Source organism: Capnocytophaga bilenii, assembly GCF_017565765.1.
GTDB classification, from domain to species: Bacteria; Bacteroidota; Bacteroidia; order Flavobacteriales; family Flavobacteriaceae; genus Capnocytophaga; species Capnocytophaga bilenii.
In genome coordinates this window covers 205918-229347 of record NZ_JAGDYP010000004.1, presented here as the reverse complement: position 1 = coordinate 229347, position 23430 = coordinate 205918, and the positions used below count along the sequence as shown (strand labels likewise).

General features: G+C 39.5%; 22 protein-coding genes. 6 read left to right on the top strand and 16 right to left on the bottom strand.

The genetic code is table 11. The features are described from left to right. The first annotated feature begins 10 nt into the window (after positions 1 to 10). Together fmt and J4N46_RS06920 are read left to right on the top strand one after the other, a co-directional pair. Positions 11 to 925 carry a methionyl-tRNA formyltransferase gene (gene fmt, locus J4N46_RS06925; protein ID WP_236013872.1) on the top strand — a complete coding sequence of 305 codons (915 nt, stop codon included), beginning with the start codon at positions 11 to 13 and terminating at the stop codon, positions 923 to 925. Positions 926 to 960: 35 nt separating this feature from the next. Further along, complete coding sequence (locus tag J4N46_RS06920) at positions 961 to 1347, top strand: HIT family protein (protein WP_009416630.1); 387 nt, start codon at positions 961 to 963, stop codon at positions 1345 to 1347. Between the two features lie 83 nt (positions 1348 to 1430). Here J4N46_RS06920 and trxA read toward each other — a convergent pair whose 3' ends face one another. From trxA to J4N46_RS06895, 5 genes are all read right to left on the bottom strand, one after another. Continuing rightward, on the bottom strand, positions 1431 to 1757 hold the full coding sequence (gene trxA, locus J4N46_RS06915; RefSeq protein ID WP_208058693.1) for a thioredoxin: 327 nt from the start codon (positions 1755 to 1757) through the stop codon (positions 1431 to 1433). 99 nt (positions 1758 to 1856) lie between these two features. Then, the gene (locus J4N46_RS06910) at positions 1857 to 2675 is read right to left on the bottom strand and encodes a DUF4476 domain-containing protein (RefSeq protein ID WP_208058692.1); all 819 of its coding nucleotides are present in this window, start codon (positions 2673 to 2675) and stop codon (positions 1857 to 1859) included. Positions 2676 to 2724: 49 nt separating this feature from the next. Then, a complete protein-coding gene (gene topA, locus J4N46_RS06905) occupies positions 2725 to 5199 on the bottom strand; it encodes a type I DNA topoisomerase (protein ID WP_208058691.1) in 2475 nt (824 codons plus the stop codon). A 119-nt stretch (positions 5200 to 5318) separates the two neighbouring features. Next, complete coding sequence (locus J4N46_RS06900; RefSeq protein ID WP_208058690.1) at positions 5319 to 5816, bottom strand: hypothetical protein; 498 nt, start codon at positions 5814 to 5816, stop codon at positions 5319 to 5321. Positions 5817 to 5913: 97 nt separating this feature from the next. After that, positions 5914 to 7980 carry a GDSL-type esterase/lipase family protein gene (locus tag J4N46_RS06895; protein WP_208058689.1) on the bottom strand — a complete coding sequence of 689 codons (2067 nt, stop codon included), beginning with the start codon at positions 7978 to 7980 and terminating at the stop codon, positions 5914 to 5916. A gap of 826 nt (positions 7981 to 8806) precedes the next feature. Here J4N46_RS06895 and J4N46_RS06890 point away from each other — a divergent pair. Then, positions 8807 to 10090: an anthranilate synthase component I family protein gene (locus tag J4N46_RS06890; protein ID WP_208058688.1), complete on the top strand. Its 1284-nt coding sequence runs from the start codon at positions 8807 to 8809 to the stop codon at positions 10088 to 10090. After that, on the top strand, positions 10087 to 11715 hold the full coding sequence (gene trpD, locus J4N46_RS06885) for an anthranilate phosphoribosyltransferase (protein ID WP_208058687.1): 1629 nt from the start codon (positions 10087 to 10089) through the stop codon (positions 11713 to 11715). Before J4N46_RS06890 ends, trpD begins: the two co-directional genes overlap by 4 nt. A 59-nt stretch (positions 11716 to 11774) precedes the next feature. Here trpD and J4N46_RS06880 read toward each other — a convergent pair whose 3' ends face one another. From J4N46_RS06880 to J4N46_RS06830, 11 genes are all read right to left on the bottom strand, one after another. Then, complete coding sequence (locus J4N46_RS06880) at positions 11775 to 12983, bottom strand: aspartate aminotransferase family protein (RefSeq protein ID WP_009416619.1); 1209 nt, start codon at positions 12981 to 12983, stop codon at positions 11775 to 11777. Positions 12984 to 13000: 17 nt separating this feature from the next. Further along, entirely contained in the window at positions 13001 to 14221 is a 1221-nt protein-coding gene (locus tag J4N46_RS06875) for an ABC transporter permease (protein WP_208058686.1), read from the bottom strand. An 8-nt stretch (positions 14222 to 14229) separates the two neighbouring features. Further along, on the bottom strand, positions 14230 to 15111 hold the full coding sequence (locus tag J4N46_RS06870; RefSeq protein WP_208058685.1) for a KilA-N domain-containing protein: 882 nt from the start codon (positions 15109 to 15111) through the stop codon (positions 14230 to 14232). Positions 15112 to 15137: 26 nt separating this feature from the next. Continuing rightward, positions 15138 to 15824 (bottom strand): SH3 domain-containing protein, encoded by a 687-nt coding sequence (locus tag J4N46_RS06865; protein ID WP_208058684.1) that lies wholly within the window; start codon positions 15822 to 15824, stop codon positions 15138 to 15140. A gap of 127 nt (positions 15825 to 15951) precedes the next feature. Continuing rightward, entirely contained in the window at positions 15952 to 16488 is a 537-nt protein-coding gene (locus tag J4N46_RS06860; RefSeq protein ID WP_208058683.1) for a hypothetical protein, read from the bottom strand. Positions 16489 to 16576: 88 nt separating this feature from the next. Then, positions 16577 to 16972, bottom strand: a complete 396-nt coding sequence (locus J4N46_RS06855; RefSeq protein WP_208058682.1) for a hypothetical protein — start codon at positions 16970 to 16972, stop codon at positions 16577 to 16579. Positions 16973 to 17069: 97 nt separating this feature from the next. Further along, entirely contained in the window at positions 17070 to 17774 is a 705-nt protein-coding gene (locus tag J4N46_RS06850; RefSeq protein WP_009416613.1) for a YARHG domain-containing protein, read from the bottom strand. Between the two features lie 63 nt (positions 17775 to 17837). Continuing rightward, complete coding sequence (locus J4N46_RS06845; RefSeq protein WP_208058681.1) at positions 17838 to 18584, bottom strand: ABC transporter ATP-binding protein; 747 nt, start codon at positions 18582 to 18584, stop codon at positions 17838 to 17840. Next, a complete protein-coding gene (locus J4N46_RS06840) occupies positions 18585 to 19814 on the bottom strand; it encodes an efflux RND transporter periplasmic adaptor subunit (protein WP_208058680.1) in 1230 nt (409 codons plus the stop codon). Positions 19815 to 20282: 468 nt separating this feature from the next. Next, positions 20283 to 20684, bottom strand: a complete 402-nt coding sequence (locus tag J4N46_RS06835) for an endonuclease domain-containing protein (RefSeq protein ID WP_208058679.1) — start codon at positions 20682 to 20684, stop codon at positions 20283 to 20285. 178 nt (positions 20685 to 20862) lie between these two features. Continuing rightward, positions 20863 to 22176: a TolC family protein gene (locus J4N46_RS06830; protein WP_208058678.1), complete on the bottom strand. Its 1314-nt coding sequence runs from the start codon at positions 22174 to 22176 to the stop codon at positions 20863 to 20865. Between the two features lie 149 nt (positions 22177 to 22325). Here J4N46_RS06830 and J4N46_RS06825 point away from each other — a divergent pair, with 149 nt between their 5' ends. Next, the gene (locus J4N46_RS06825; protein WP_208058677.1) at positions 22326 to 22796 is read left to right on the top strand and encodes an energy transducer TonB; all 471 of its coding nucleotides are present in this window, start codon (positions 22326 to 22328) and stop codon (positions 22794 to 22796) included. A 79-nt stretch (positions 22797 to 22875) separates the two neighbouring features. Then, positions 22876 to 23364, top strand: a complete 489-nt coding sequence (locus tag J4N46_RS06820) for an energy transducer TonB (protein WP_208058676.1) — start codon at positions 22876 to 22878, stop codon at positions 23362 to 23364. Positions 23365 to 23430 lie beyond the last annotated feature (66 nt).

Genomic DNA, 23430 nt, shown 5'->3' with positions numbered 1-23430 from the left:
AAATAAAGTTATGAGAATTGTATTTATGGGTACTCCCGATTTTGCATTGGGAAGCCTAAAAGCATTAGTAGAAAACCATTATAATGTGGTGGGGGTAGTAACTGTTGCCGATAAACCTGCTGGAAGAGGACAGAAGTTATATCAATCGCCAGTGAAAGTGTATGCAGAACAAATGGGGATACCTGTACTACAACCTGTAAAACTAAAAGATGAGGCTTTCGTAGAGGCGCTCAAAGCACTTGCCCCTGATGTGCAAATAGTAGTGGCTTTCCGTATGCTTCCCGAAGTAGTTTGGCGACTGCCTCGCTTGGGTACTTTCAATCTTCACGCTTCATTATTACCTAACTATCGCGGTGCTGCGCCTATCAATTGGGCTATTATCAACGGGGAAAAAGAAACGGGTGTTACTACTTTTTTTATAGATGAGAAAATAGATACTGGCGCTATCATACAGCAAGCCGTTACTCCTATAGCACCTCACGAAACCGCAGGAACACTTCACGATAAACTAATGACGCAAGGCGCACAACTCGTGCTACAAACTGTTGATAGCATAGCTAACGGCACTTGCCAAACACAGCCTCAAAACAAAGAGATTACATATGCTGAAGCTCCTAAAATATACAAAGAGACTTGCAAGATAAATTGGGAGGCTAATGGCACGGCTATTGAACAGCTTATCAGAGGAATGAGTCCCTACCCTACTGCGTGGACGGAAATGCCTCTGAACGGGGAACTATTGCAGCTAAAAGTATATGATGCTATATTTGAACCTGCAGAACATAGCGAAGAAGTAGGTAAGTTCATCATAGAAAAGAAAACAATGAAGGTAACCGTAAAAGATGGTTATATACAGCTATTAGAAGTGCAATTACCCGCTAAAAAGCGAATGAAAATAGCTGATATGCTTAATGGTTTAAAATAAACTACAATATTAATCGTTTAAAATACAATAAAACTATGAGTGTTTTTACAAAAATTATCAATGGGGAAATACCTTGTTATAAGGTAGCTGAAGACGATAATTTCATTGCGTTTTTTGATATCAACCCCAATGCCTTAGGGCATACACTTTGTGTACCTAAAAAGGAAATTAACTACATTTTTGATATGGAAGATGAGCTTTATCTAAAGCTAATGGCTTTCTCTAAAAAAGTAGCTACTGCACTAAAAAAAGTAGTGCCTTGCGAGCGTATAGGAGTAGCTGTAGTAGGGCTTGAAGTACCTCACGTGCACGTGCATCTTATCCCAATCAGCAAAATGAGTGAAATGACTTTCTTAGAAAAAGTACACCCTACCGATGAAACCTTCAAAGACTTAGCCAACAAGGTCAGTGCAGCCCTTTAGTTGTAATACTATATTGGCAAAACAAAAAAGCTATCAATAATCATATGACTATTGATAGCTTTTTTGTTTCAAAAAGTTACTCGTTATTTAGCGTTAAGTACTTCATCTAAAGCGTCAGTATAAGCTTTTTTAGGAGCTACCCCTACCTGTCTACCTACTACTTCACCATTATTGAAGATTAAAACTGTAGGAATGTTGCGAATACCATATTTACCAGCAAACTCTTGGTTGTTATCTACATCCACTTTACCTACTACTACTCTTCCTTCGTATTCTTTAGCTACTTCTTCAATTACAGGAGCAAGCATACGGCAAGGTCCACACCAAGTTGCCCAAAAATCTACCAATACAGGTTGTGCACTCTTCAGTACCAACTCTTCAAAATTTCCGTCTGTTATTTCTAATGCCATCTTTATATATTTTTTAGTTGTTTTTAATTTTATAGTGCAAAGGTACTAATTTTTTCCGTTATGTTATATAGAAAATTATACTTTTTTGTTATACCATTATCAGCGTTGTACTGATTGTAGAAAGTTTTTGAAACTTTCTTTTTCATCTTGAAAAGTAAACTTATCAAGTAGCAAATAGTAATTTTGAGGGTCTATTACACGATCGTAGGCTGACTTTGCCAGCGAAAGCTTGCTATTGCCAAAAGAAAGCGATGATATAAGCTCACCCACCTGCGCAGTAGTAAGAACTACTAAATTCTTCTGCATATTGAAGAAAGATAGCTTTTCATCATCAAAAGTTTGCTTTTTGTACATTGTTATAAACTTTTGATATTCTTCTGGAGGCATTGGTCTACCTATTTGCATTGCAAAATCACCTCCTGAGTATGACCTATTCCAAACATCATTCCACTGCCTTCCGTGATATGAAGGCTCATTGTTATTCAATGTTATCTCGTCTAATAAATACAATCCACCTTGCGTGAAAAAGTCCATTACCATACGTGTATTATCACGCGGGCTGATAGTTACTCTATAAATAAGCTGGCGTCCTGCCCATATAGAAAGCGGTTGCGATACTGAGGCTAAGTCAAAAAAGCGAAACATACCATTGGCATTTGTTATTTCTTGGTCGCCAATGCTTACCGTAAAGCGTCCTTGTTCTGGAATACGTATAAATACCTCCGAATAGCCTCTATTATAATCAGCTTCCCAACGATAATCAATATTGATAGTTACCCCACCGCGCCCTATTACAGCACGAGACTGCTTGTTAGGCTGATATTCATTTTGCAATAAACGCCCTGCACTACCCACTTGTTGCGCTCTTACAGCAACAGCCATCACGAAAGCTATAATAAGCAAACCTATTTTTTTCATTTCTCTTTGTATTTTATAAGAATAGAGTAGCCAATACCGTGCCAAAATATTATTTCTTCTTTTTAGTAGTTTTCGTTTTAGGAGCTTTTTCGTTTAATAATGCCAAAGCTTGTTCTTTGCTAAAAGTCTCTACATCAGTTTCTTTAGGAAGTTCTATCTTTGTTTTCCCTTTGATGAGTGTATAACGACCCCAGCGCGCTTTCTCTAAGCGTATTTCACCCTCATCCCATTGTTTTACAACTTTTTCTTGCTCTTTCTGTAGCTTGCTTTCTATCAATTCCTCTACATCTTTAGGGCTCAGTCTATCAAAATTATATTTTTTAGTTACATTGATGTAAATATTATTCCATTTTATAAAAGGCCCAAATCGTCCTACCCCTTTTGTAACCTCAGCACCCTCATAGATAGCTATAGGAGCATCTGCTTTCTTCTTTTCGCTTATCAATTCTTTAGCGCGCTCTAAAGTTACCGAAAAAACATCTTCACCTTTAACCAATGAAATATACGCATCGCCGTAATGTACATAAGGCCCAAATTTACCAACGTTTACTTCTACGTTTTTACCATCAACAATTCCTAAGTGGCGTGGTAACTCAAAGAGTTTTAGTGCCTCTTCAAAAGTAATCGTTTCTATTGACATCCCTGCCAACAAACTTGCATAAATAGGCTTTTCAGCATCTTCAGGGTTACCTATTTGTGCCATTGCTCCGTAGCGCCCTAAACGAACACTTAGCGGGCGACCCGTTTTAGGATCTGTACCCAATAAGCGTTCACCCGTTTCCCGCCCCGAATTCTTTTCTACATTCTCCACTATAGGGTGAAAATGAGTGTAAAACTTACCAAGCATTTCCGTCCAATTTTCATTCCCTTCAGCTATAAGATCAAAACTATTTTCTACATTTGCTGTAAAATTATAGTCCATAATAGTATCAAAATGAGCTACTAAAAAGTCATTTACAACACTACCTATATCCGTAGGAATAAGTTTCCCTTTGTCGGCACCCACCCTTTCGGTAAGTGTTTTTTTCTCTATAGTGTTATTTACAAGCCTAAGCAGCTGATAGTTACGCAATTCACCTTCTAAGGTAGAACGTTCCACATAACCCCTATTTTGAATCGTAGAAATAGTAGGTGCATAAGTTGAAGGACGCCCAATACCCAATTCTTCAAGTTTTTTCACCAGCGAAGCCTCAGTATAACGAGGCTGAGGACGCGTAAATCGCTCAGTAGCAGTAATATTTTTATTAGTAAGTGGTTCGCCTTCTTTTAGGGTAGGCAACATCCCCTCTTGCTCTTCGTCTTCATCGTCCGTACTTTCCAAATAAACTTTCAAAAATCCATCAAACTGAATCATTTCGCCCGTAGCCGTAAAAAGCTCGTGATGCTTGTCGTTTTCTATTTTTGCAATAGTACGTTCTAACTGAGCATCAGCCATTTGAGAGGCAAGAGTACGTTTCCAAATAAGTTCGTATAGCTTATTTTGGTCTGGTTCAGCAGCTATGGTAGGTTTGCTCATATCTGTAGGGCGTATTGCCTCGTGAGCTTCTTGAGCCCCTTTGCTCTTGGTAGCAAAATTCCTTACCTGACTATATTTATCGCCAAAAAGCTGTACAACAGCATTTTTAGCACTATTCAAAGCCTCTTGCGACAAATTTACGCTATCAGTACGCATATAAGTTATAAAACCAGACTCGTATAAGCGTTGTGCTACCGACATCGTTTTGCTTACTGAAAAATGAAGCTTGCGTGCTGCCTCTTGTTGTAGTGTAGAAGTCGTAAAAGGAGGTGCTGGCGATTTTTTGGTCGGTTTTTTCTCTAATGATTGTACTTTGAAGTTCGCCCCTATATTTTTTTGTAGAAAAGCCTCTGCTTCTGCCTGTGTATTAAAACTTTTTGATAGCGAAGCTTTTACTATTTTCCCTTCCGAAGTAGTAAATTCAGCCGTAATTTTGTATGACGATTGAGTTTTGAAGTCTTGTATTTCGCGCTCGCGTTCAACAATCAGTCGCACAGCTACCGATTGCACACGCCCTGCCGAGAGTCCACTTTTAATTTTCTTCCATAGCACAGGCGAAAGCTCGTACCCCACCAAGCGGTCAAGCACGCGGCGTGCTTGTTGTGCATTAACTAAATTGTAATCAATACCTCGCGGGTTCTTGATAGCTTTTTCAATAGCAGCTTTGGTGATTGAGTTGAAAACAATACGTTTTGTATTAGCTTCATTTAGATGAAGCGTTTCCGCTAAATGCCAAGCAATAGCCTCTCCTTCGCGGTCTTCATCCGATGCAAGCCATACCATTTCGGCTTTAGATGTAAGTGCTTTGAGCTCTTTTACCAAGTTCTTTTTATCGTTCGAAATCAAATACTGTGGTTTGAATCCGTTTTGCACATCTACTCCCAATTCATTGGAAGGCAAGTCAGCAATATGCCCATAACTCGATACTACTTTATAGTCTTTACCAAGAAATTTTTCAATAGTTTTTGCTTTTGCTGGCGACTCAACAATCACTACATTTTTAGCCATACGCTTCTATGTTTTTTTAGTTATTGCGGGCAAAGGTACAAAATAATGTTTAATTGCCAATAATTAATTTTAAATTCCTGCCAAACTGCCAATTCCACCCCTAAGTGAGATTGTCGGTGTCATATTTCTTTGCCAAAGAGAAATCCTATCTCATAAATATAGAAAGACCCTCTATTTTTGTCCTCATAGTATAGTTTTCCTTCTTTTTGCTGAAAGTTATATATTGTATCCATTCCATCTATAATAGAATGGTTTAAAGTATTTAATTTTATACTATATTTCCGATATTTATCCTCGTTATTACTAAAGGAGAAAGAAAGTTGTTTTTCTTTAGGAGTTCTATAAAAGCATATTCCTGAACTTATCATTACTGAATCTACTTTCCCCAAAGAATTAAAATATATTTTCTCTCTTACAGCATATGCTTTATTCCTAAAACAATACATTTCATACTCTGAAAAACCTGTAGAATTACGTATTTCTATTCTACTTTGGATGTAAAAACTTTCTTGGTTCTTGTTATATTGGCAAGAAAAAAGAAAAAGAATTATGATTATAATTCCTTTAATTTTTAGTAATTGTCTCATCTTTTTTAACATTTTTCTCTTTTTCTCCATTTTTCTAGCTCTTCTCGTGTTTCTAATATTTGGTTTTTAGGAATAACACCAAAACATCTAATTTGCTAATTCCCTAATTTGCTAATTCCCCAATTTGCTAATTTCCCTTTACAAACGTGCTGGCAGGCAGTCCCGCACCATTCACCAAATTGCCATCGGTGAACGGAGCAAAGCCATAACGCACCTGCTGCGGATACGCAACCTCAGGGCTGCTCACCTCTATAGCTTCACCCACCACTTTTGCTGTAGCAGGATAGAAAATACCATTGCGCCCCGCCACTTCAAAACTACGCAAAGCCTTCCCATCAGCACTATGCATTCCCTTATCGTAATCAAAAAAGAGAGTAGCCACACTACCTCTGAATGAAACCGACTTGCACAAAGGACCCGAAGGCACTATATCTTTGCGCCCGTAGCTATCGTAAAGAGCCCAATAAGCCAGCCGTTCCCCTATAGGGCGCTTGTTTTGAGGGTGCACATCGGTAGGGTGTCCATAGTCGTAAGACACCGCCATTCCCAGATGAGAAGCCGAGTAAAGCAAACGCCGCTGTGCCTCTCTAAACCACCCCCACGAAGGTCTGTTGATACTCGATAATTGAACGTAATAAAAAGGCATATCAGGCTGATGCCAAGTTTCACGCCAGCTCTCTACAAGCAAGGTAAACAGTTTGCTATAAGCCTCTTTATTATGAGCGTTCGATTCCCCTTGATACCATATTACCCCCTTGATAGCCAATGATTTCAACGGAGCTATCCCCGCCTCGTAAAGATAACAAGGCTCATAAGGATGTCGCTGACTCTTATCGCTTGCTTTAGCAATGTTCTCACCAGCGCGCTTGCGCACCCAGTCCATTATAAAATCGTTGTTGCGCCAATCGTTGAGAATACGAGGAAAATGCTTTTCAAGAGTATGCCTATCCACCCACGCTTCCGTAGGCGACCCCCCTACCGCATTACAGATAAGCCCTATTGGCATATCAGTTGTTTCTTGAAGTTTTTTGCCAAAATAGTAGCCTACTGCCGAAAACTGAGCCGCCGTCTCAGGGCTGCACACCTGCCACTGGGCAGGAGTGAAATACTGCAAGTGATTGATACTATCAAGAGCTGAAGGCTCCCACGCCACAGCATCAGTACGCCAGCGCGCTTTCATATCACAAAAGCGAATAGTAGGATACGTAGCTTGCGGAATGTCAGTACCCCCTGTAGAAGCCTGACTAAGAGTAAATTCCATATTCGATTGCCCCGAGCAAAGCCATACATCGCCCGCTATGATATTCTTAAACACCTTCTTCTCCTTCCCCGACTCAACGCTTAGCGTATAAGTTTCTTTAGCTTTCAAAGGAGCTAATATCAGCTGCCATTGCCCATTGTCTGTAGCCGTAGTGCTCAGCTGTTGTTCTCCTATGCTGATAGCTACCCGTGCCTTTGCATTAGCAATCCCCTCAATTACCAGCGGTCTGCCGTGCTGAAGCACCATATTATCACTATAGAAAGCAGGCAGTTGCAGCCCCCCATAATTACCCGTGATAGCCTTGTATACCACTTCCGCTATCCTTGCAGCCCCTTCAGCATTAGGGTGCACCGCATCGGGCAAAAGCTGTGGGTAAGCATACAAAGGACTGTGGAAGTCTATCAGTTGCACCTTCGCCTCTTCGGCAATGCGCTGTATAGCCCCCTGTATTTCTTCGTGCCAATCACGAGTCCCCGACTCAAAGCGCGGATGCGTATGCCCTATAGGAGTCATCAGGGCAATAAGAATGCGCACCTTCGGGTTTACCTTCTTAAAACTATTGATAAGAGTGAGATAATCAGTAATAAAATCATCGCGATAATTAGGCCAGTTGCGCGGGTCAGTATCGTTGATACCCAAGTGAATCACCACTATATCAGCCCCAAAAGCAAGCGCTTGCTTGTATTCCTCTTGTTCTATATAAGGGCGATGACCTTTGCTTAGCAAGGTAGCCCCCGATTTTCCAAAATTCCCCACCAAATACGGCTTTCCCAATGCGCGTTGCAGTACCGCCGGATAAGCATCGCGTTCGCGGTTTTCAAGCAAATAGCCATAAGTAATGCTATTGCCCACACAAGCTACTTTGATAGTTTTTTTCTGCGCACAGCCTATAAAGCTTAATAACAGAAAAAGAAGAAATAATTGTTTTTTCATTGTTGGTTATTTTTATTGCCTTATTGGTTTATGGTGCAAAGATACCCGTTTTTATTGAATATATAGCTCTGCACAAAATTATTTTCTCTCCCTCCGCCACCCCGTGCGCTACCCGTGCGCCACACACTTTGGCAAACTTTCAGAGTTTGCCAAAGTTTTTCTACCCCCCAATTCAAAATTCATAATTCATAATTCATAATTATTCGCGAGCGAAGGATAAGCGAAGGAAAGTCGGCGAGCTGGCACAGCCGAGTATGTGACGAAGGATAAGCGAATTAATAGTACAATTGCGACATACCTCCTTTTTTGAAGAGATTGCGCCACACACTTTGGCAAACTTTCAGAGTTTGCCAAAGTTTTTCTACCCCCAATTCAAAATTCAGAATTCAAAATTCAAAATTATTCCCCAGCGAACCTTGAGCGAAGGTTTAGCGAAGGTTTAGCGAAGGATAAGCGAATTAATAGTACAATTGCGACATACCTCCTTTTTTGAAGAGATTGCGCCACACAGAGGGTGTCCGAAAAGTTTTAAAAGCACGATTGCGCCACACACTTTGGCAAACTTTCAGAGTTTGCCAAAGTTTTTCTACCCCCAATTCAAAATTCAAAATTCACCGCTGGTGCGAGCTTGCAGCCAATCGCCCTCACAAAACAAAACTTTTCGGACACCCCCAATTCAAAATTCAAAATTCAAAATTCAGAATTCAAAATTCTCCCCCTCCAAAGCCAATTGTTTTTGATATAGTAATTGCCAATTGAAAAGTTATTACTACCTTTGCAGTTAATAAAAAACAGCCCCTACGGCTCGCATCTAACAATTATATTTATGCTTACAGAGAAACCCCTTTATTATTACAACATTATTAGAGAACAGTTCCCCAACTCCTATTTAGCTGAGGATATCAACCAGATTATTATCGGTATCGATTGCAACTATATCACCGCCAACGACTATTCTTACAGCGCCTTAGAACATTATTACCAGCAACAAAACTCCATCGCTCCCTTTGCAGGACTCTTCGGCGTATTTGCTTATGAGTGTATTCATTTCTTCGAAACACTCCCCGTAAAAGAAGAACAACAGTATGAATTTCCTGCCTTTATCTTTGCCAATGCAAAGGCTTACTTGCACTATTCCAAGATGAGCAAAGTATATTCGTTCTACGGCAATGAAGCTACTTATTACCAGCCACTTCTCAAGAGTAATACCCCAATTACCTCAACAGATAAAAAAACTCCTTTTTATCATATCCATACCGATTTAAACCAAGAGCGCAATCACTTTTATAGGGCTGTACAACGAGCAAAAGAGTATATTGGGGCAGGCGATGTGTTTCAGGTGGTGCTCAGCGAACAACTTTGTTTAGAAAGTGATATGAGTTCGTTAGATTTTTACACTTTGCTGTCAGAAGCAAATCCTTCACCCTATATGTTTCACTTCCCTACCCCTTATGGCGATGTGGTAGGTTCAAGCCCCGAAGTGTTGGTAGATATAAAATCCGATACCATATATATAGCCCCTATTGCAGGAACTCGCCCTCGTGGTAAAGATGCCAATGAAGATGTACTTATTGCCGAAGAACTTTTAAATAACCCTAAAGAATGTGCCGAACACCGTATGCTGGTAGATTTGGCACGCAACGATATTGGCAAGTTTGCCGAAACAGGAAGCGTACAAGTAAGAAATATGATGTACATCAAGCAGTTCGAGCACGTAATTCATATCGTTTCAGATGTATATGGGCAAATGCGAAAAGATGTTTCAGTATTTGAAGTCATTGCTTCCGTATTCCCTGCCGGTACGCTTAGCGGGGCACCCAAAATACGAGCTATGGAAATCATTGCTGAACTCGAAAGCTACAAACGCAATGCTTATGGGGGAGGCATAGGATTTTTGCACTTCAATGGCAATGTACAGCTCGCAATTGTAATACGTAGTGCCTTTTTTGAAGCAAATAGATACGAAGAAGAGGACGAAAAACATAAAATATACATCCAAGCAGGCGCAGGAATAGTATATGACTCAGCTCAGGATAGTGAATATGCCGAAATCACTCACAAACGTGCCTCTATATTGAATATTTTTACCAAAAACTGTATAGAACAATGATTTTACTAATAGATAATTACGACTCTTTTGTATATAACGTAGCGCAATACTTGCAAGAACTTACTGTAGAGGAGGTCAAAACAGTGCGCAACGACCAAATTACCCTTACCGACATCAGAAAGATGAACCCCTCGCATATAGTCCTCTCTCCAGGACCTAAACACCCTAAAAACAGCAAGGTCTGCTTAGAGATACTACAGCAGATAGATAATATTCCTATCTTGGGCATTTGTTTAGGACATCAAGCATTAGGACTGGTAAATGGTGCTACTGTAGCACGACTAAGCGAACCTTTGCACGGCAAAACTTCCGAAATTACCGTCACTGATGAAAATTCAGTGCTTTTTAGAGGATTGCCTAAAAACTTCGAGGTAATGCGCTATCACTCACTCTACGTGAGCAAACGTGGGTTACCCGATACCCTCAAAGTTACTGCCCTTTCTACCGATGGGGTAATTATGGCGATGGAACACCGTTGGAAACCCATTTACAGCATACAGTTTCACCCCGAATCGTTCTTTACACAATACGGCAAAAATATCATCAAAAACTTCTTGGTGGGCACACTGCCCGATGAAAACGTAGATGCCAATAACGAGCGCGAACGCCTTATAGCTAATGCCGTATGTAGCAAGTACTTGAAAAAACTGCAAGATAACCTACCCCTTTCAGACACCGACTTTAAGGAAATATGCGCCGTTATCAACAAAAAACACTACGATATAGTGCAATTAGGAGCCCTTTTAGTATTGATTTCTGAAAAAAGCCTATACCCCGAGTCGCTTACCGCTTTTGTAAAGAACATTTTGGCTTATAGTACTACTTTCGCCGATGAACGCCCTATGATAGACCTTTGTGGTACAGGTGGCGATGGACTTAAAACGATTAATATCTCTACTTCTGTAGCCTTTATTGTGGGGGCTTTGGGCGTAAAGGTAGCTAAACACGGCAATCGCTCAGTTACAAGCAAAAGTGGTAGTACCGATGTGTTAGATTCGTTGGGAGTAGAGGTAGTAACCTCGCTAATGAAGCAACTAAACCTGTTAGACAGCAAAGGATTAGCTTTCTTTCACGCTCCTTTCTTCCACCCTTTAGTAGGCGAAGTGAAAGAGGTACGCCAGCGATTAGGAATACGCACAGTGTTCAATGTATTAGGACCTTTATTGCACCCCAATACAAAACTAAAATACCAGTTAGTAGGCTTATACCACGAACCCGTAATGCGCCTCTATGCCGAAACACTAAAACTTTTAGGCAGAAAACACGCCTTAGTGGTGCGAGGTAATGATGGCTTAGACGAGATTTCTATCTGCGATGAAACTAAAATAGTAGAGATAAAAGATGGTAAGATTTTAGAATATACCATTGCCCCCGAAATGTTTGGCTTCAAGCGGGCTTTTCACGCCGATATTGAAGGAGGTTCTCCCGATGAAAATGCCGAAATACTATTGCGTATTTTGAAAGGCGAAGAAAAATCGGCTAAACGCGATATAATTGTACTAAATGCTATGTTTGCTCTTTATACTGCTGAAGTAGTAAAACACCCCGCTGATGCTAAAGCATTGATAGAAGAGGCTTTAGAAAGCGGAAAAGTATATGAGTATTACCTGAAATACATAATGTAATAAAAAAAGGCTGCCTTAAAAAGCAGCCTCTTTTTTTATGATTCTGATAGTTAGTATTATTAATCACCAATAGCTTTACACTGAAGTGTGTAACTCTCTAAAGCTTCAATAATAATATCACAACCCTCCTTAATTTCTTCATCGGTAAGGGTAAGCGGTGGCGATAGTCGTACAGCACGAAGCTCAAAAAGTAACCAATAAACTATCAGTCCGTTATCTTGACAATATTCAACCACGTAATTAGCTATTTCAGCAGAAGGTACTATCACAGCAAGCATTAGTCCGCGACCATTGATGCTCTCAATAAGAGGGTGCTGAAGGTATTGCCTAAAAAGGCGTTCTTTGCGAAGTGTATCTTCCATCAGGTTGGTAGTGAGCAGTTCTTGTAATGTAACCAATGAGGCTGCTGCTATTACAGGGTTACCGCCAAAAGTAGTAATATGCCCCATCTTAGGATTATGCGCCAAAAGCTGCATACGCTCGTATGACGATACAAAAGCCCCAACAGGCATACCACTTGCCATTCCCTTCCCTATGGCAATAATATCAGGTACAATACCATAGTTTTGAAAACCAAAGAGCTTACCCGTACGACCAAAACCTGGTTGTATTTCATCTATAATAAGCATAGCCCCTACTTCTTCACAGCGTTTTTTTACCTTGATAAGATAATCATTCACAGGTTCTATAAAGCCTGCCCCTCCTTGAATACTCTCTAATAATACACCTGCGGTACGCTCAGTAATTTTAGCCAAATCGGCTTCGTTGTTAAACTCTATAAAATCTACATCGGGCAATAAAGGGCGGAAGGGGCGTTTGCGCTCTTCATACCCCATTAGGCTCATTGAGCCTTGCGTATTGCCGTGATAAGCATTCTTAGCAGCTATTAGTTGTGTTCTGCCTGTAATGCGCTTAGCCAACTTCAGCGAACCTTCAATAGCTTCAGTACCCGAATTAACCAAATAAGTAGTATTGAGCGAAGGAGGAAGTTGCTGGGCAAGAAGCTGGCAAAAATCTACTGCTGGCTTTTGCACATACTCACCATACACCATTACGTGCATATAAGTAGCACACTGTTTTTGTATAGCTTCTACTACTTTGGGGTGGCAATGCCCTAAAGTACAAGCCGATACTCCTGCTACAAAATCTAAGTACTTTTTGCCATCGGTAGTGTAAATATAGCTACCCTCAGCGCGCTCTACCTCCAACAACCTTGGATAAGGCGAAGTAGGTGCTTGGTATTTCAAAAACTCTTCTTTCTGATTCATCTTTTAATATATTATTGTTACTCGTATCTCAATGCACTAATAGGCTCTAACTCGGCTGCTTTGCGGGCAGGATACCAACCAAAGAATACCCCTGTAATAGTACATACCAAAAAGGATATTACAATAGAATACAAGGTGATACTTACAGGCCAGCCTATAAACAACGATACACCTATCGTTGCCAATAAGCCAATAATTACCCCCAGAACACCCCCCGTAATACTAATAAGCACCGACTCGATAAGAAACTGCGCCAAGATGTCCTTACCCTTAGCCCCAATAGCCATACGCAAGCCTATTTCCTTAGTACGCTCTTTTACCGATACGTACATAATGTTCATAATGCCTATACCCCCCACGATGAGCGAAATGCTAGCAATAGCTACCAATAACACGGTAAGCATCTCGCTGGTAGAGCTAAATGTACTGATGAGCTCTTGTTGCGAAAACACATTGAAATCATTCTCTTGCGCAGCCGAAAGGTTATGCGTGCGCTCCAAAATCTTCTTCACTTGGTTTACCGCATTCTCCGACTGGCTTTCTTCTATCACCGAAGCCACAATACTCTGCAAGAATGTTTGTGCCAAAATACGCTTTTGTACCGTAGTGTAAGGAGCGATAATCACATCGTCTTGGTCTTGACCAAAGTTGCTTTCTCCTTTTTTGGTAAGGATACCAATCACTTTAAAAGGGATATTCTTAAAGCGTATGGTTTGCCCTATAGGGTTTTCGCCATTAGTAAAGAGGTTCTTTGCCACTGTTTGCCCTATCACGGCTACTTTAGCAAAGTTAGTAATTTCATCTTCACCAAACATACTCCCTTCAGCCACACTCCACTCGCGTATAGGCAAGTATTCCGTATTTACGCCGTAGATAGAGGTAGGCCAGTTGTTGCCCCCTGCTATACTTTGTCCGTTGCCACTTACCACCGGCGACACATATTTCAGCAGAGTACCTTCTTTTTTGAGGGCTTCGTAATCGGTCATCTTCAGCGATTGCATATCGCTCATACTCATACGCACCCCGCCCATCATACCTGCCCCCGGACGGATATTGAGCATATTAGTACCCATTTTAGAGATATTTTCCTTGATGCTCTTCTTAGAGCCCTCGCCAATGGCAAGCATTGTTATCACTGAGCCCACCCCAATGATGATGCCCAGCATCGTAAGCATAGCCCTTGTTTTATTGAGTAAAAGGGCACGCCACGCTATTTTAAAAAGGTTTTGTATATTCATTTTATAAACTATTTATCAAGTTGTTTATTTCCTTGAATACTTGTATAAGTTTCATTTGAAAGTTTTTTAATAGATTTCAGATAATCTACTTTGTCTAAAACAGCACGTTGTTCTTTGATGGTTTCTACTAAAATTTTAAAACGTTCTTCTTTAGCAACATTGTTTTTAATCAGAGAAGCATTAAGACTTTCTATATTGCTGAGTATAGCTAATTCGTTAATGCTAGCGATGTCTCTTATATTTTCCCCCTTTAATACTCTTTCAGGATTAGCTGCTTTCCATTGTTTAGCAGTACAGCCAAACATAGCAAGATTTAGCAAATCGGCTTCATCAGCATAAACAAAAGTCTCTTTTAGCTCAGAAAGAGTAGGAAGTATATAAGTTTTAACAGCATCGGTATGGATATAATAGTTAGCTTTACTTAAAATCCTTTTTACATTCCATTCTAAGTTGTATTGATTGCTCTCTAACTCCTTTAGACGTTGATATTCTTTTACTATGTATAACTGAAAAATAGGGCTAATCCACATAGCAAAATGAAAAGCAATATCTTTATGAGCATAAGTACCTCCGTATTTTCCAACCTTTGAAACAATACCAATAGCATTAGTCCTTTCAATCCATCGTTTAACCGACATATAGAAGCGATTAACCCCTGCTTCATTTTTAATTCCCCCGAATTCAGGGGAATTAAAATTAGGATTGTTCAACTCTTCCCATACACCTAAATACTCAATAGTATTCTTATTGGTAAGCCATTTCTCTATCAAACGACTTCCCTCTTCCTGATTTATAGTCATATCAGTTAAACTTATATAATCAGCTTCATTAATCACTCTGATATTTATTTCAACATCTTGTACTTTAAGTTTATTATTTGTTGGTGTCATATTTTTGGTAAATTTTAGTTACATCATTAAAGTGGTTGCCCTATAATACGGGTTTTATACTCGCCTTTTACTATTTGCCAGCACACTTGGTAAGCTAAACCAGCTTCGCCATTAACTGCATAAATATAAAGTGCCTCCGCTTCCTCATCGTAGTATATGGAACTGCTAAAATAGGAAATTTCATACAAATCATCATAAGCACTTTTAGGGATAGGTACATTTTTGCCTTTCATAGTTACAGTAATACTTTTGTAATGGTCTTGAGCTAGTGAACCGTCCCATCCATATATTATTTCTTTACCATCAATGATTAATTGTTCATAACTTCCCTGGCCTTTCTTAGTAATCTTGTGCTTGGTTTTGTCGAACTTCTGTTTGGTAATGGTCACTTTTACGTCCTTATCATCAAAAATAACACTATTGCCTTGCACTTTTCCTTCTATAGTACGAAAGTCAAATATTTTTTTCAAGCGACTTTGATGCACATACCCTTTATCAACTTCAATCCAGTTAGTAGGGTTAAATTCTTTATCAAAGAAACCATACACAAGTGTATTGTTAGGCAAAGTACCTACAATTTTGCTTTTTACATTTTCTTTGGCGCGAATGTTTACATAGCCGTCTTTGTCTTTTACTACGGCATAATCTCCTAAAGGACCTTGCGCAAAAGCGTTGGTGCTGAGGAAAAAGAATAAAATAAGTAAGTGTTTCATAAAATTTCTAATTATTCTCTACAATACAAAAATCTACTCTATCGCCTGATACGTTCTATACCAATAGTAGGTAATTTCCCAAAAAGGAGTATTGTGGTTATCGGTAATAAGGTCTATCAAATTGTTATTATTCACTATCTCTCTTATTTTCATCGTATTTTACTCCTGTAATACTTTCAATCCATTGGTTAAAGTATTCTTCTTGCTCCTGAACGGTAGCTATTTGTGAAAAATCGTTTTCAGGGTCAAAGATATTTATTATTTCAGCAGTATTATAATCATACCTTTTTCCTAAAACTAACCTTACCGCTCGGAAATTCTGTTTGAAATGCCGAATCATATAATAATGACGCCTTGCCCCTTGTATCAATAGTTTTATACCTTGCTGTTCTAAACGCTTGCGAAGGATATAGAATAGCGACCTTACCTCATCTGAAACCATTTCGTAATGATGATTTTGCGTATCGTGATAAGTCATTACAAAAATCTTTACTTTTCCGCCTGTATAGGTGAATGTTTCATCTTTAGAAAACATATCTACCATTGTGGGATTTTCTCTATCTTCTCTATAAAAAGTAATAGTAGCCTCTATCACTTGCTGGTCTGTTGTAAAGGCTTTAATGAAATACTGAGAAAAATTCTCTTTAACTTCTTGTGCTTGCATAGGAATGATTGTTGTTGCTAATAAGTTTTATAGCGTTATCAAGTATGCCACTTTCATAGTCGGCAGACTCTAAATCACCATATATATATTAATCATTTAGCTGATATTGTTTTGCTATTTGTTCTTCCCAATCAATATATTCTTCTTTAAAATCAATAATACCAGAAGGATACCCTTTTAACCAATACATATCACCTTTTACAAGCAACATCGCCCAATGATATTGTTCTTGATGAGTGATAAATGCTACTTCATTAATAGATTCAGGCATACGCATCCAGTCTGAGTTTTCTACCAATCGAGTAGCTTCTTCCATAGTCACCCCACCATAATGCACTGCCAAATGCTTAAGCCACTCACAAGCGGAATAGTGGTTATACACACAGAAATCACCCTCCTCATTATAGTAAATTATTCCATCTCTGAGTCCGTTAGGATGTGGGGTAGTATCAATATCTTTTAATGCTTTTTCAAGTTCAGTCATACCTAATTATCAATATTTTATAATTTAGAAATCACTGATTTTCAAATCTCAGTTTTGCAATATTGAATTGTGCGAACACTGTTCGCACTTTTTCTCTTTATCCTGCCATTACAGACTCTATAAATACCAATTTTTGATTTTTCCATTTGAATTTCCAATAAGTAGCGCTTTCTATAACTTCGTATTCACCAATATCGTATACTTCTTTGATTTTATCTTCAGATACTTTTTCAGAATAGCCATCTTCAAACCACACAATCTCTACCTCATTGCCTTCTATAGATATAGAATATTTGTTAGTCCCCTTAAAGTTATCAACTTTTATACTATAATACCCTTGATTTTTAATCCAATGAATATCATCTATATCTATTTTAGCAATGGTTTTACTAAAATGCTCATTATAGTTGTCTTTAGGAATAGGACTATTACCTTTTTGAGCTTCTGCTTTTAAACTTTGCAATGCTTCTAATAGTTTTTCTCTATCAGCTTTTAGTATTGCCGTACGTTCTTGAAATAGCTTCACATTCTGCTCTTCCACTGCGTTGAGTTTCACCTTACTATTGTCACTCACAGGCTTATACCACGGTTTTTCATTAAAGTAATTGCTTATTTCATAGTCTTTAAACTTATAACCTTTGCGAGCGTAAAGGTCGTTAGTGAGGAAGCGCAATTCATCTATGCTCAATTTGCTGATTTGTTGTTCCTTAATCACTTGGGAGGCACAAGTGGTGCAATCTTTTAGCTGTGCCGTAGCGTTTAGTGAGAATAACACTATTGATAAGAAGTATAAGTGTTTCATTGTAAAGTAATTTTTTGGGCAAAGATACTAATTTCTTTTCTATTATGCCAAAGGCTCGCACCGTCATTCGTCATTTGTATTTCGTAATTGTGCCAGCTGTTCCTTCGCATTTAGCCTATCGGTTACTTCTTTATCGCTGATGATATGTCCGTCTTTCAGCACTACCGTGCGTTTGCTAAATTGGGCAATATCGTCTTCGTGGGTTACGAAACCTATGGTGCTACCTTGGTCGTTGAGGCGTTGGAAAAGCTCCATTACCTCGTACGAGGTTTTGGTATCGAGGTTACCGGTAGCCTCATCGGCAAGGAGGATAACAGGGTTATTTACTAACGAGCGTGCAATCGCTACCCGTTGTTGCTGTCCCCCCGATAGCTCACTAGGCAAGTGGTTCAGTCGGCTTTCTAAGCCTACACTGATGAGAGCTTCGATAGCGCGCTCGCGGCGTTCTTTGGCTGATACTTTTGGGTTATACATCAGTGGGAGCTCTACATTCTCAATGGCTGAGGTACGGGCTAATAGGTTGTACGACTGAAAGATAAAACCTATTTTGGTGTTGCGTATATGCGCCAAATCATTCTTGCTCATATTTTTTACCGAGATGCCGTCCAAAATGTAATCGCCAGAAGAGGGACGGTCTAAGCAGCCTAATATGTTGAGCAAAGTTGATTTGCCCGACCCACTCGGTCCCATAATAGTTACAAACTCGCCTTCGCGGATGGTGAGGTTGATGCCTTTCAGGGCGTGTACCGTTTCGTTGCCCATCTGGAAGTTGCGCTTCATATCGCGTATGTCTATAATGGCTTTTTTCATTTATTTAGCTTTTGAATTGTTTCTACTAGGGCGTTTTGGCATAAACGGACTGCTGCTCTCTCCACTTTTCTTATCGCCTCCTGCTATTTGCGGAGCGCTACCCTGCAAGCTGGTAGCTACTTTTTCGCCAACCGTTAGTCCGCTTACTACTTGCACGTTGATACCATCATTGCTGCCTATGGTTACGGCTTTTTGAGCAAGACTGCCATCGGCATTCACTACCCACACGTATTTGTTTTTACCCTTGCCATGCTGTACTTTAGGAGCTTCGGCTGTAATATCTTTTTGGGCGTAATATTGCATTAGCACATCGGTATCGGGCGTAAAGTTGATAGCCTTAGCGGGCACTATGGTTACGCCTTTTAGTTCATTGGTATAAATAGCAATGGTAGCAGTAAGCCCAGGTTTTAGCTTTTCATCGGGGTTTTCTGCCTCTACTATCACCTTGTAAGTTACTACGTTGGACGAGGTGGTGGGCGATAGGCGCACTTGGGTAACGCGTCCTGAAAATTCCTCTTGAGGGTAAGCATCAACGGTAAAGCTCACGCGTTGTCCTACTTTCACTTGTCCTATATCGGCTTCGTCTACATTTACCTCTACCTGCATACGCTTGATGTTCTTAGCTATTTTGAAGAGTGTAGGCGCACTTATAGAAGCAGCCACTGTTTGCCCTTCTTCTACCTCTTTGCTAAGGATAATCCCATCGATAGGCGAATAGATATTCGCATAACCTAAGTTCGTTTTCGCCTGATTGAGGGTCGTAAGGCGTTGGGTAACCATTGCTTTGGCATTGGTGAGCTGGTAAGTAGCCTGCTCGTAATCGGATTTGCTAATTACTTGGGCATCGTACATTTTCTTTTGGCGGTCGTAGTTTTGCTGATAGTAGTTCAGTTCGTTAAGTGCCGAATTGTAGTTGGCAGTAGCATTGATAACGTTCTCTTGTAGATTTGTTTTATCGAGCTCTGCCAAGAGCTGTCCTTTTTTTACTTGGCTATTGTAATCTACATATATTTTGCTCACCAAACCCGATACTTGGGTACCTACTTCCACCTCGTCTACCGGTTGTACACTACCCGTAGCGGTTACTTCGGTAGTAACGTCACCTTGGGTAACTTCATCGGTTTGGAGTACAATAGGCATTGGTTTTTCTTTCATAAAGAAGTGATATGCTGCAAAAGCCACTACAGCTAATAGGGCTATAATAATGATTTTTTTGATTTTCTTTTTCATTGTGTAAGTTCTAAAATTAATATATAAATGTTTGTGTAAGTATTTATTTAAGAGACATTTTCCCTTAAACTGTTTAAAAAGTTTGATTATTAACATCCCCCCCTACCCCCCTTCAAAGGGGGGATATGCCGCAATTGTTCTGTATAAAGACTTTTGAGCAATTTCATATGATTATTAAAATTCCCTAACACATACTCCGCTGCATCAGCTCACGGACTTCCTTTAAAAGGGGATATGCCGCAATTGTTCTGTATAAGGACTTTTGGGCAATTTCATATGATTATTAAAATTCCCCTAACACATACTCCGCTGCACCAGCTCACGGACTTTCTTTAAAAGGGGATATGCCGCAATTGTTCTGTATAAGGACTTTTGGGCAATTTCATATGATTATTAAAATTCCCCTAACACATACTCCGCCGCACCAGCTCACGGACTTTCTTCAAAGGGGGATATGCCGCAATTGTACTATTCTTGTGGAATTCTCTCATTTTCCTCAATTCTATCTTCTTTCAGTGTATTAACAATACTTTTTAGTAATGATATCACTTCAAAGAGATTAGTATTTATTTCTTCATTTGAAAAGCGAACAAATGTTACTCCATATTTTTCTATAGCTTCTTGTCGCTGACAATCTTCTAAAAAACTAAATTCGTGTATATTACCATCTACTTCAATTGCTAAAGCCAATTCATGGCAATAGAAATCTACTATATACTCCAAAATAGGAACTTGCCTGTGAAATTCTACACCTAAGGCTTTTTTCCTTATGTGATTCCAAAGAATTATTTCACTTAATGTACTATGATTTCGCAAATATCGTGCAAAATCTTTTAGTTTAGAATTATATGGAATAATTTTATTCGGCATAAATGATTAATATTTCATTTTTTAACATTTTCTATATATGAATCAAGAGTTAAAAAAATAATTCCTGAATAACAGGAGTATTTTCGCTTTTGCATCGCATAAGACTACCTAGAAAGTTTTTATTAGTACAATTGCAGCATCTCCCCCCCTTTGAAGGGGGGAAGGGGGGATGTCTCTTCTATGGAAATGTTATTTCTTTTCCTTGATAAAAATTGAGCAACTGAACATATAGTGCCGACATATATTTATTCTGTAGATAAGTTTGTTCTGCACTTAGGTAGGAATTTTGGCTTACGAGCAGTTCGGTATTGGTAAGTCCGCCGAACTCGTGTTTTTTCACTGCTAAATCATATGCCAATTTGGCATTGTCGCGAGCTGTACGCGAAGCCGCTTGTTGTGCTTGGTGTGTGGTGGCATTTTGCCAAGCGGTTTCTATTTTAGCATAAAGCTCTTTTTCGGCTTGTTGTTCTTCTAATACTGCCTGCTGTTGTGTAAGCTTTGCTAACTTGACATTGCTCTTATTTTTGTTTTGCGAAAAAATAGGTATATTGAGCGAAGCGCCTATCGTCTGACCAAAATTACTATCTAACTGGGTAGCATACCCCAAATCATTAAGGTTGGAATAGCCTGTATTGACTCCTGCTTGCAGGCTAAGGGAAGGCAACGCACCCGCTCTGGCTATTGCAACATCTTTTTCGGCTATCTTTTGTTGTGATTGATAGATTTTCAGATTAGGAAGCGTTTGTTTAGCTTCTGCAAATACTTCGTTTTTATTGGGGATAATTGCCACATAGTCATCTTCTTGCAGGTTGAGTGCTATAGCAAAATCGCTATTGGGGGGAAGCTCTAAAAGTTGCTTGAGGGTAAGCACGCGGTTGGCGTATTGATTTTCAGCCTGAATGATAGCGTACTGATTATTGGCGTGACGGGTTTCTATCTCTGCCAAACTGAGCTTGGCTATCGCACCATTGGCAAACTTAGTTTGTGCTTGTTTCAATTCTTCAGCAGAAGAGCTTGCTGCATTCTTGGCTACCTCTATCCCTTCATAGCTGTAGAGGGCTTGCAGATAGGCTTCGAGCACACTCAGGGTGATGTTGTTCTTCGCCTCTTGCACATAGAGTTCGTTTTGCTCTAAGAGCAGCTGGCTGCGGTCTGTTTGCAAATTGAGCTTATTGCCTTGATAGAGCGGCATAGAAGCCGATATGCCAAAGTTGTTGGAAAAGGTACGGCGCGAGACTCGTTCGTTAGTAATTTGGTTAATTGCTGAACCATTATTGAGGTTTGCCGATGCCGAACCACTGATGGTGGGCAAACGGTTGTCTTTTGCCTGCTGTAGGTTAATTTCAGCTGTTTGCTGATTTAGTTCTGTTTTTTTTACACTAATGTTGTGTTGCACCGCATAGTTGATGCAATCCTCTAATGACCACTGTTTGGCTTGTGAAGTTGCTAATAGAGGCATTAAGAAGAGTAATAATTGCCAAGTTCTTTTCATTGTTTTTTCTTTTCGTTATAAAACACAAAGATAGTGCCAAAAACAATTGTTCTTATCCTTCGGTGCGAGCCGCACGGGCTTTTAGCTATGGGGGAATATAGGGGTACTTTGGCATATTTATTGTGCTTTTTTTTGAAAACAGACAAACAATGAAATCCTTAAAGAAAATCTTTTTTACGCTATTATTAGTAGGTGCTGCTAGCGGTTATGCTCAAAAAGAAAGCAAGCTCACTCCTTATATACCACCCCAAGAAGTGAAAGAACCTTTGTTGGTTCCTTATGTATTGGTAGATGAAAAACCTATGTTTGAAGCTTGCAAAGGAGTTCCCAAAGAGCTGCAATTGAAATGTTTTAAGACAGAATTAGACAAATACATCTATACGCACCTAAGATATCCCTCTGACACAGAAGAATGTGTACAAGGCAAAGTGTATATAAGATTTAACATCAACCCCGATGGTACTACTAATGTAACTCAGGTGCGAAGCATCAATAAAAGCCTTGAAAAAGAAGCTATTTTTTTGATAGAGAGCTTGCCTTGCTTTACCCCTGGCAAACATCGGGGTGAAATAGTTACGGTTTCTTTTGTTTATCCTATTTACTTTATGCTTAGTGAGTAGCTGCATAGGCTTTAAGCTATGGTGAATATAGGGAGTACTTTGGCATATTTATTGTGCTTTTTTTGAAAACAGATAGACAATGAAACTCTTACCAAAAGTCCTTTTAGTACTATGTTTAGCAGTAGTAGCCAATAGCTATGCACAAGAAGAAATTATTGCTCCTTCAGACGAAGAAGTACCTATTGAGATTCCCTATTTTATTGTTGATGAAAAACCTATGTTCGAAGCCTGCAAAGAAGTTCCTAACGACAGGCAATATCAATGTTTTAAAGAGCAGTTAGACAAGCACGTGAAGATACATTTTAAATATCCTCCTGAAGCCCTTGCTGAGGGTATAGAAGGAAAAGTGATTATTATTTTTCGCATCAATACTGATGGCACTGTCAGTATAATAGGGAAGCGAGGTGCTCACAAAATATTGGAAGAAGAAGCTGCCTTCCTCATCAGAAGCCTACCCTGCCTTATCCCTGGTAAAATAAGAGGAGTCCCCACTGCCGTTACTTTTTCTTATCCTCTCATTTTCAAGCTTTCAGAAGATTTTTTTAATTGCGTAAAAGGCAAAAACTAACTGCCAATAGCTAATGGCTAACGACTAGTAAAACACACTTTGGCACGGTTATTGTAACGTAGTAAG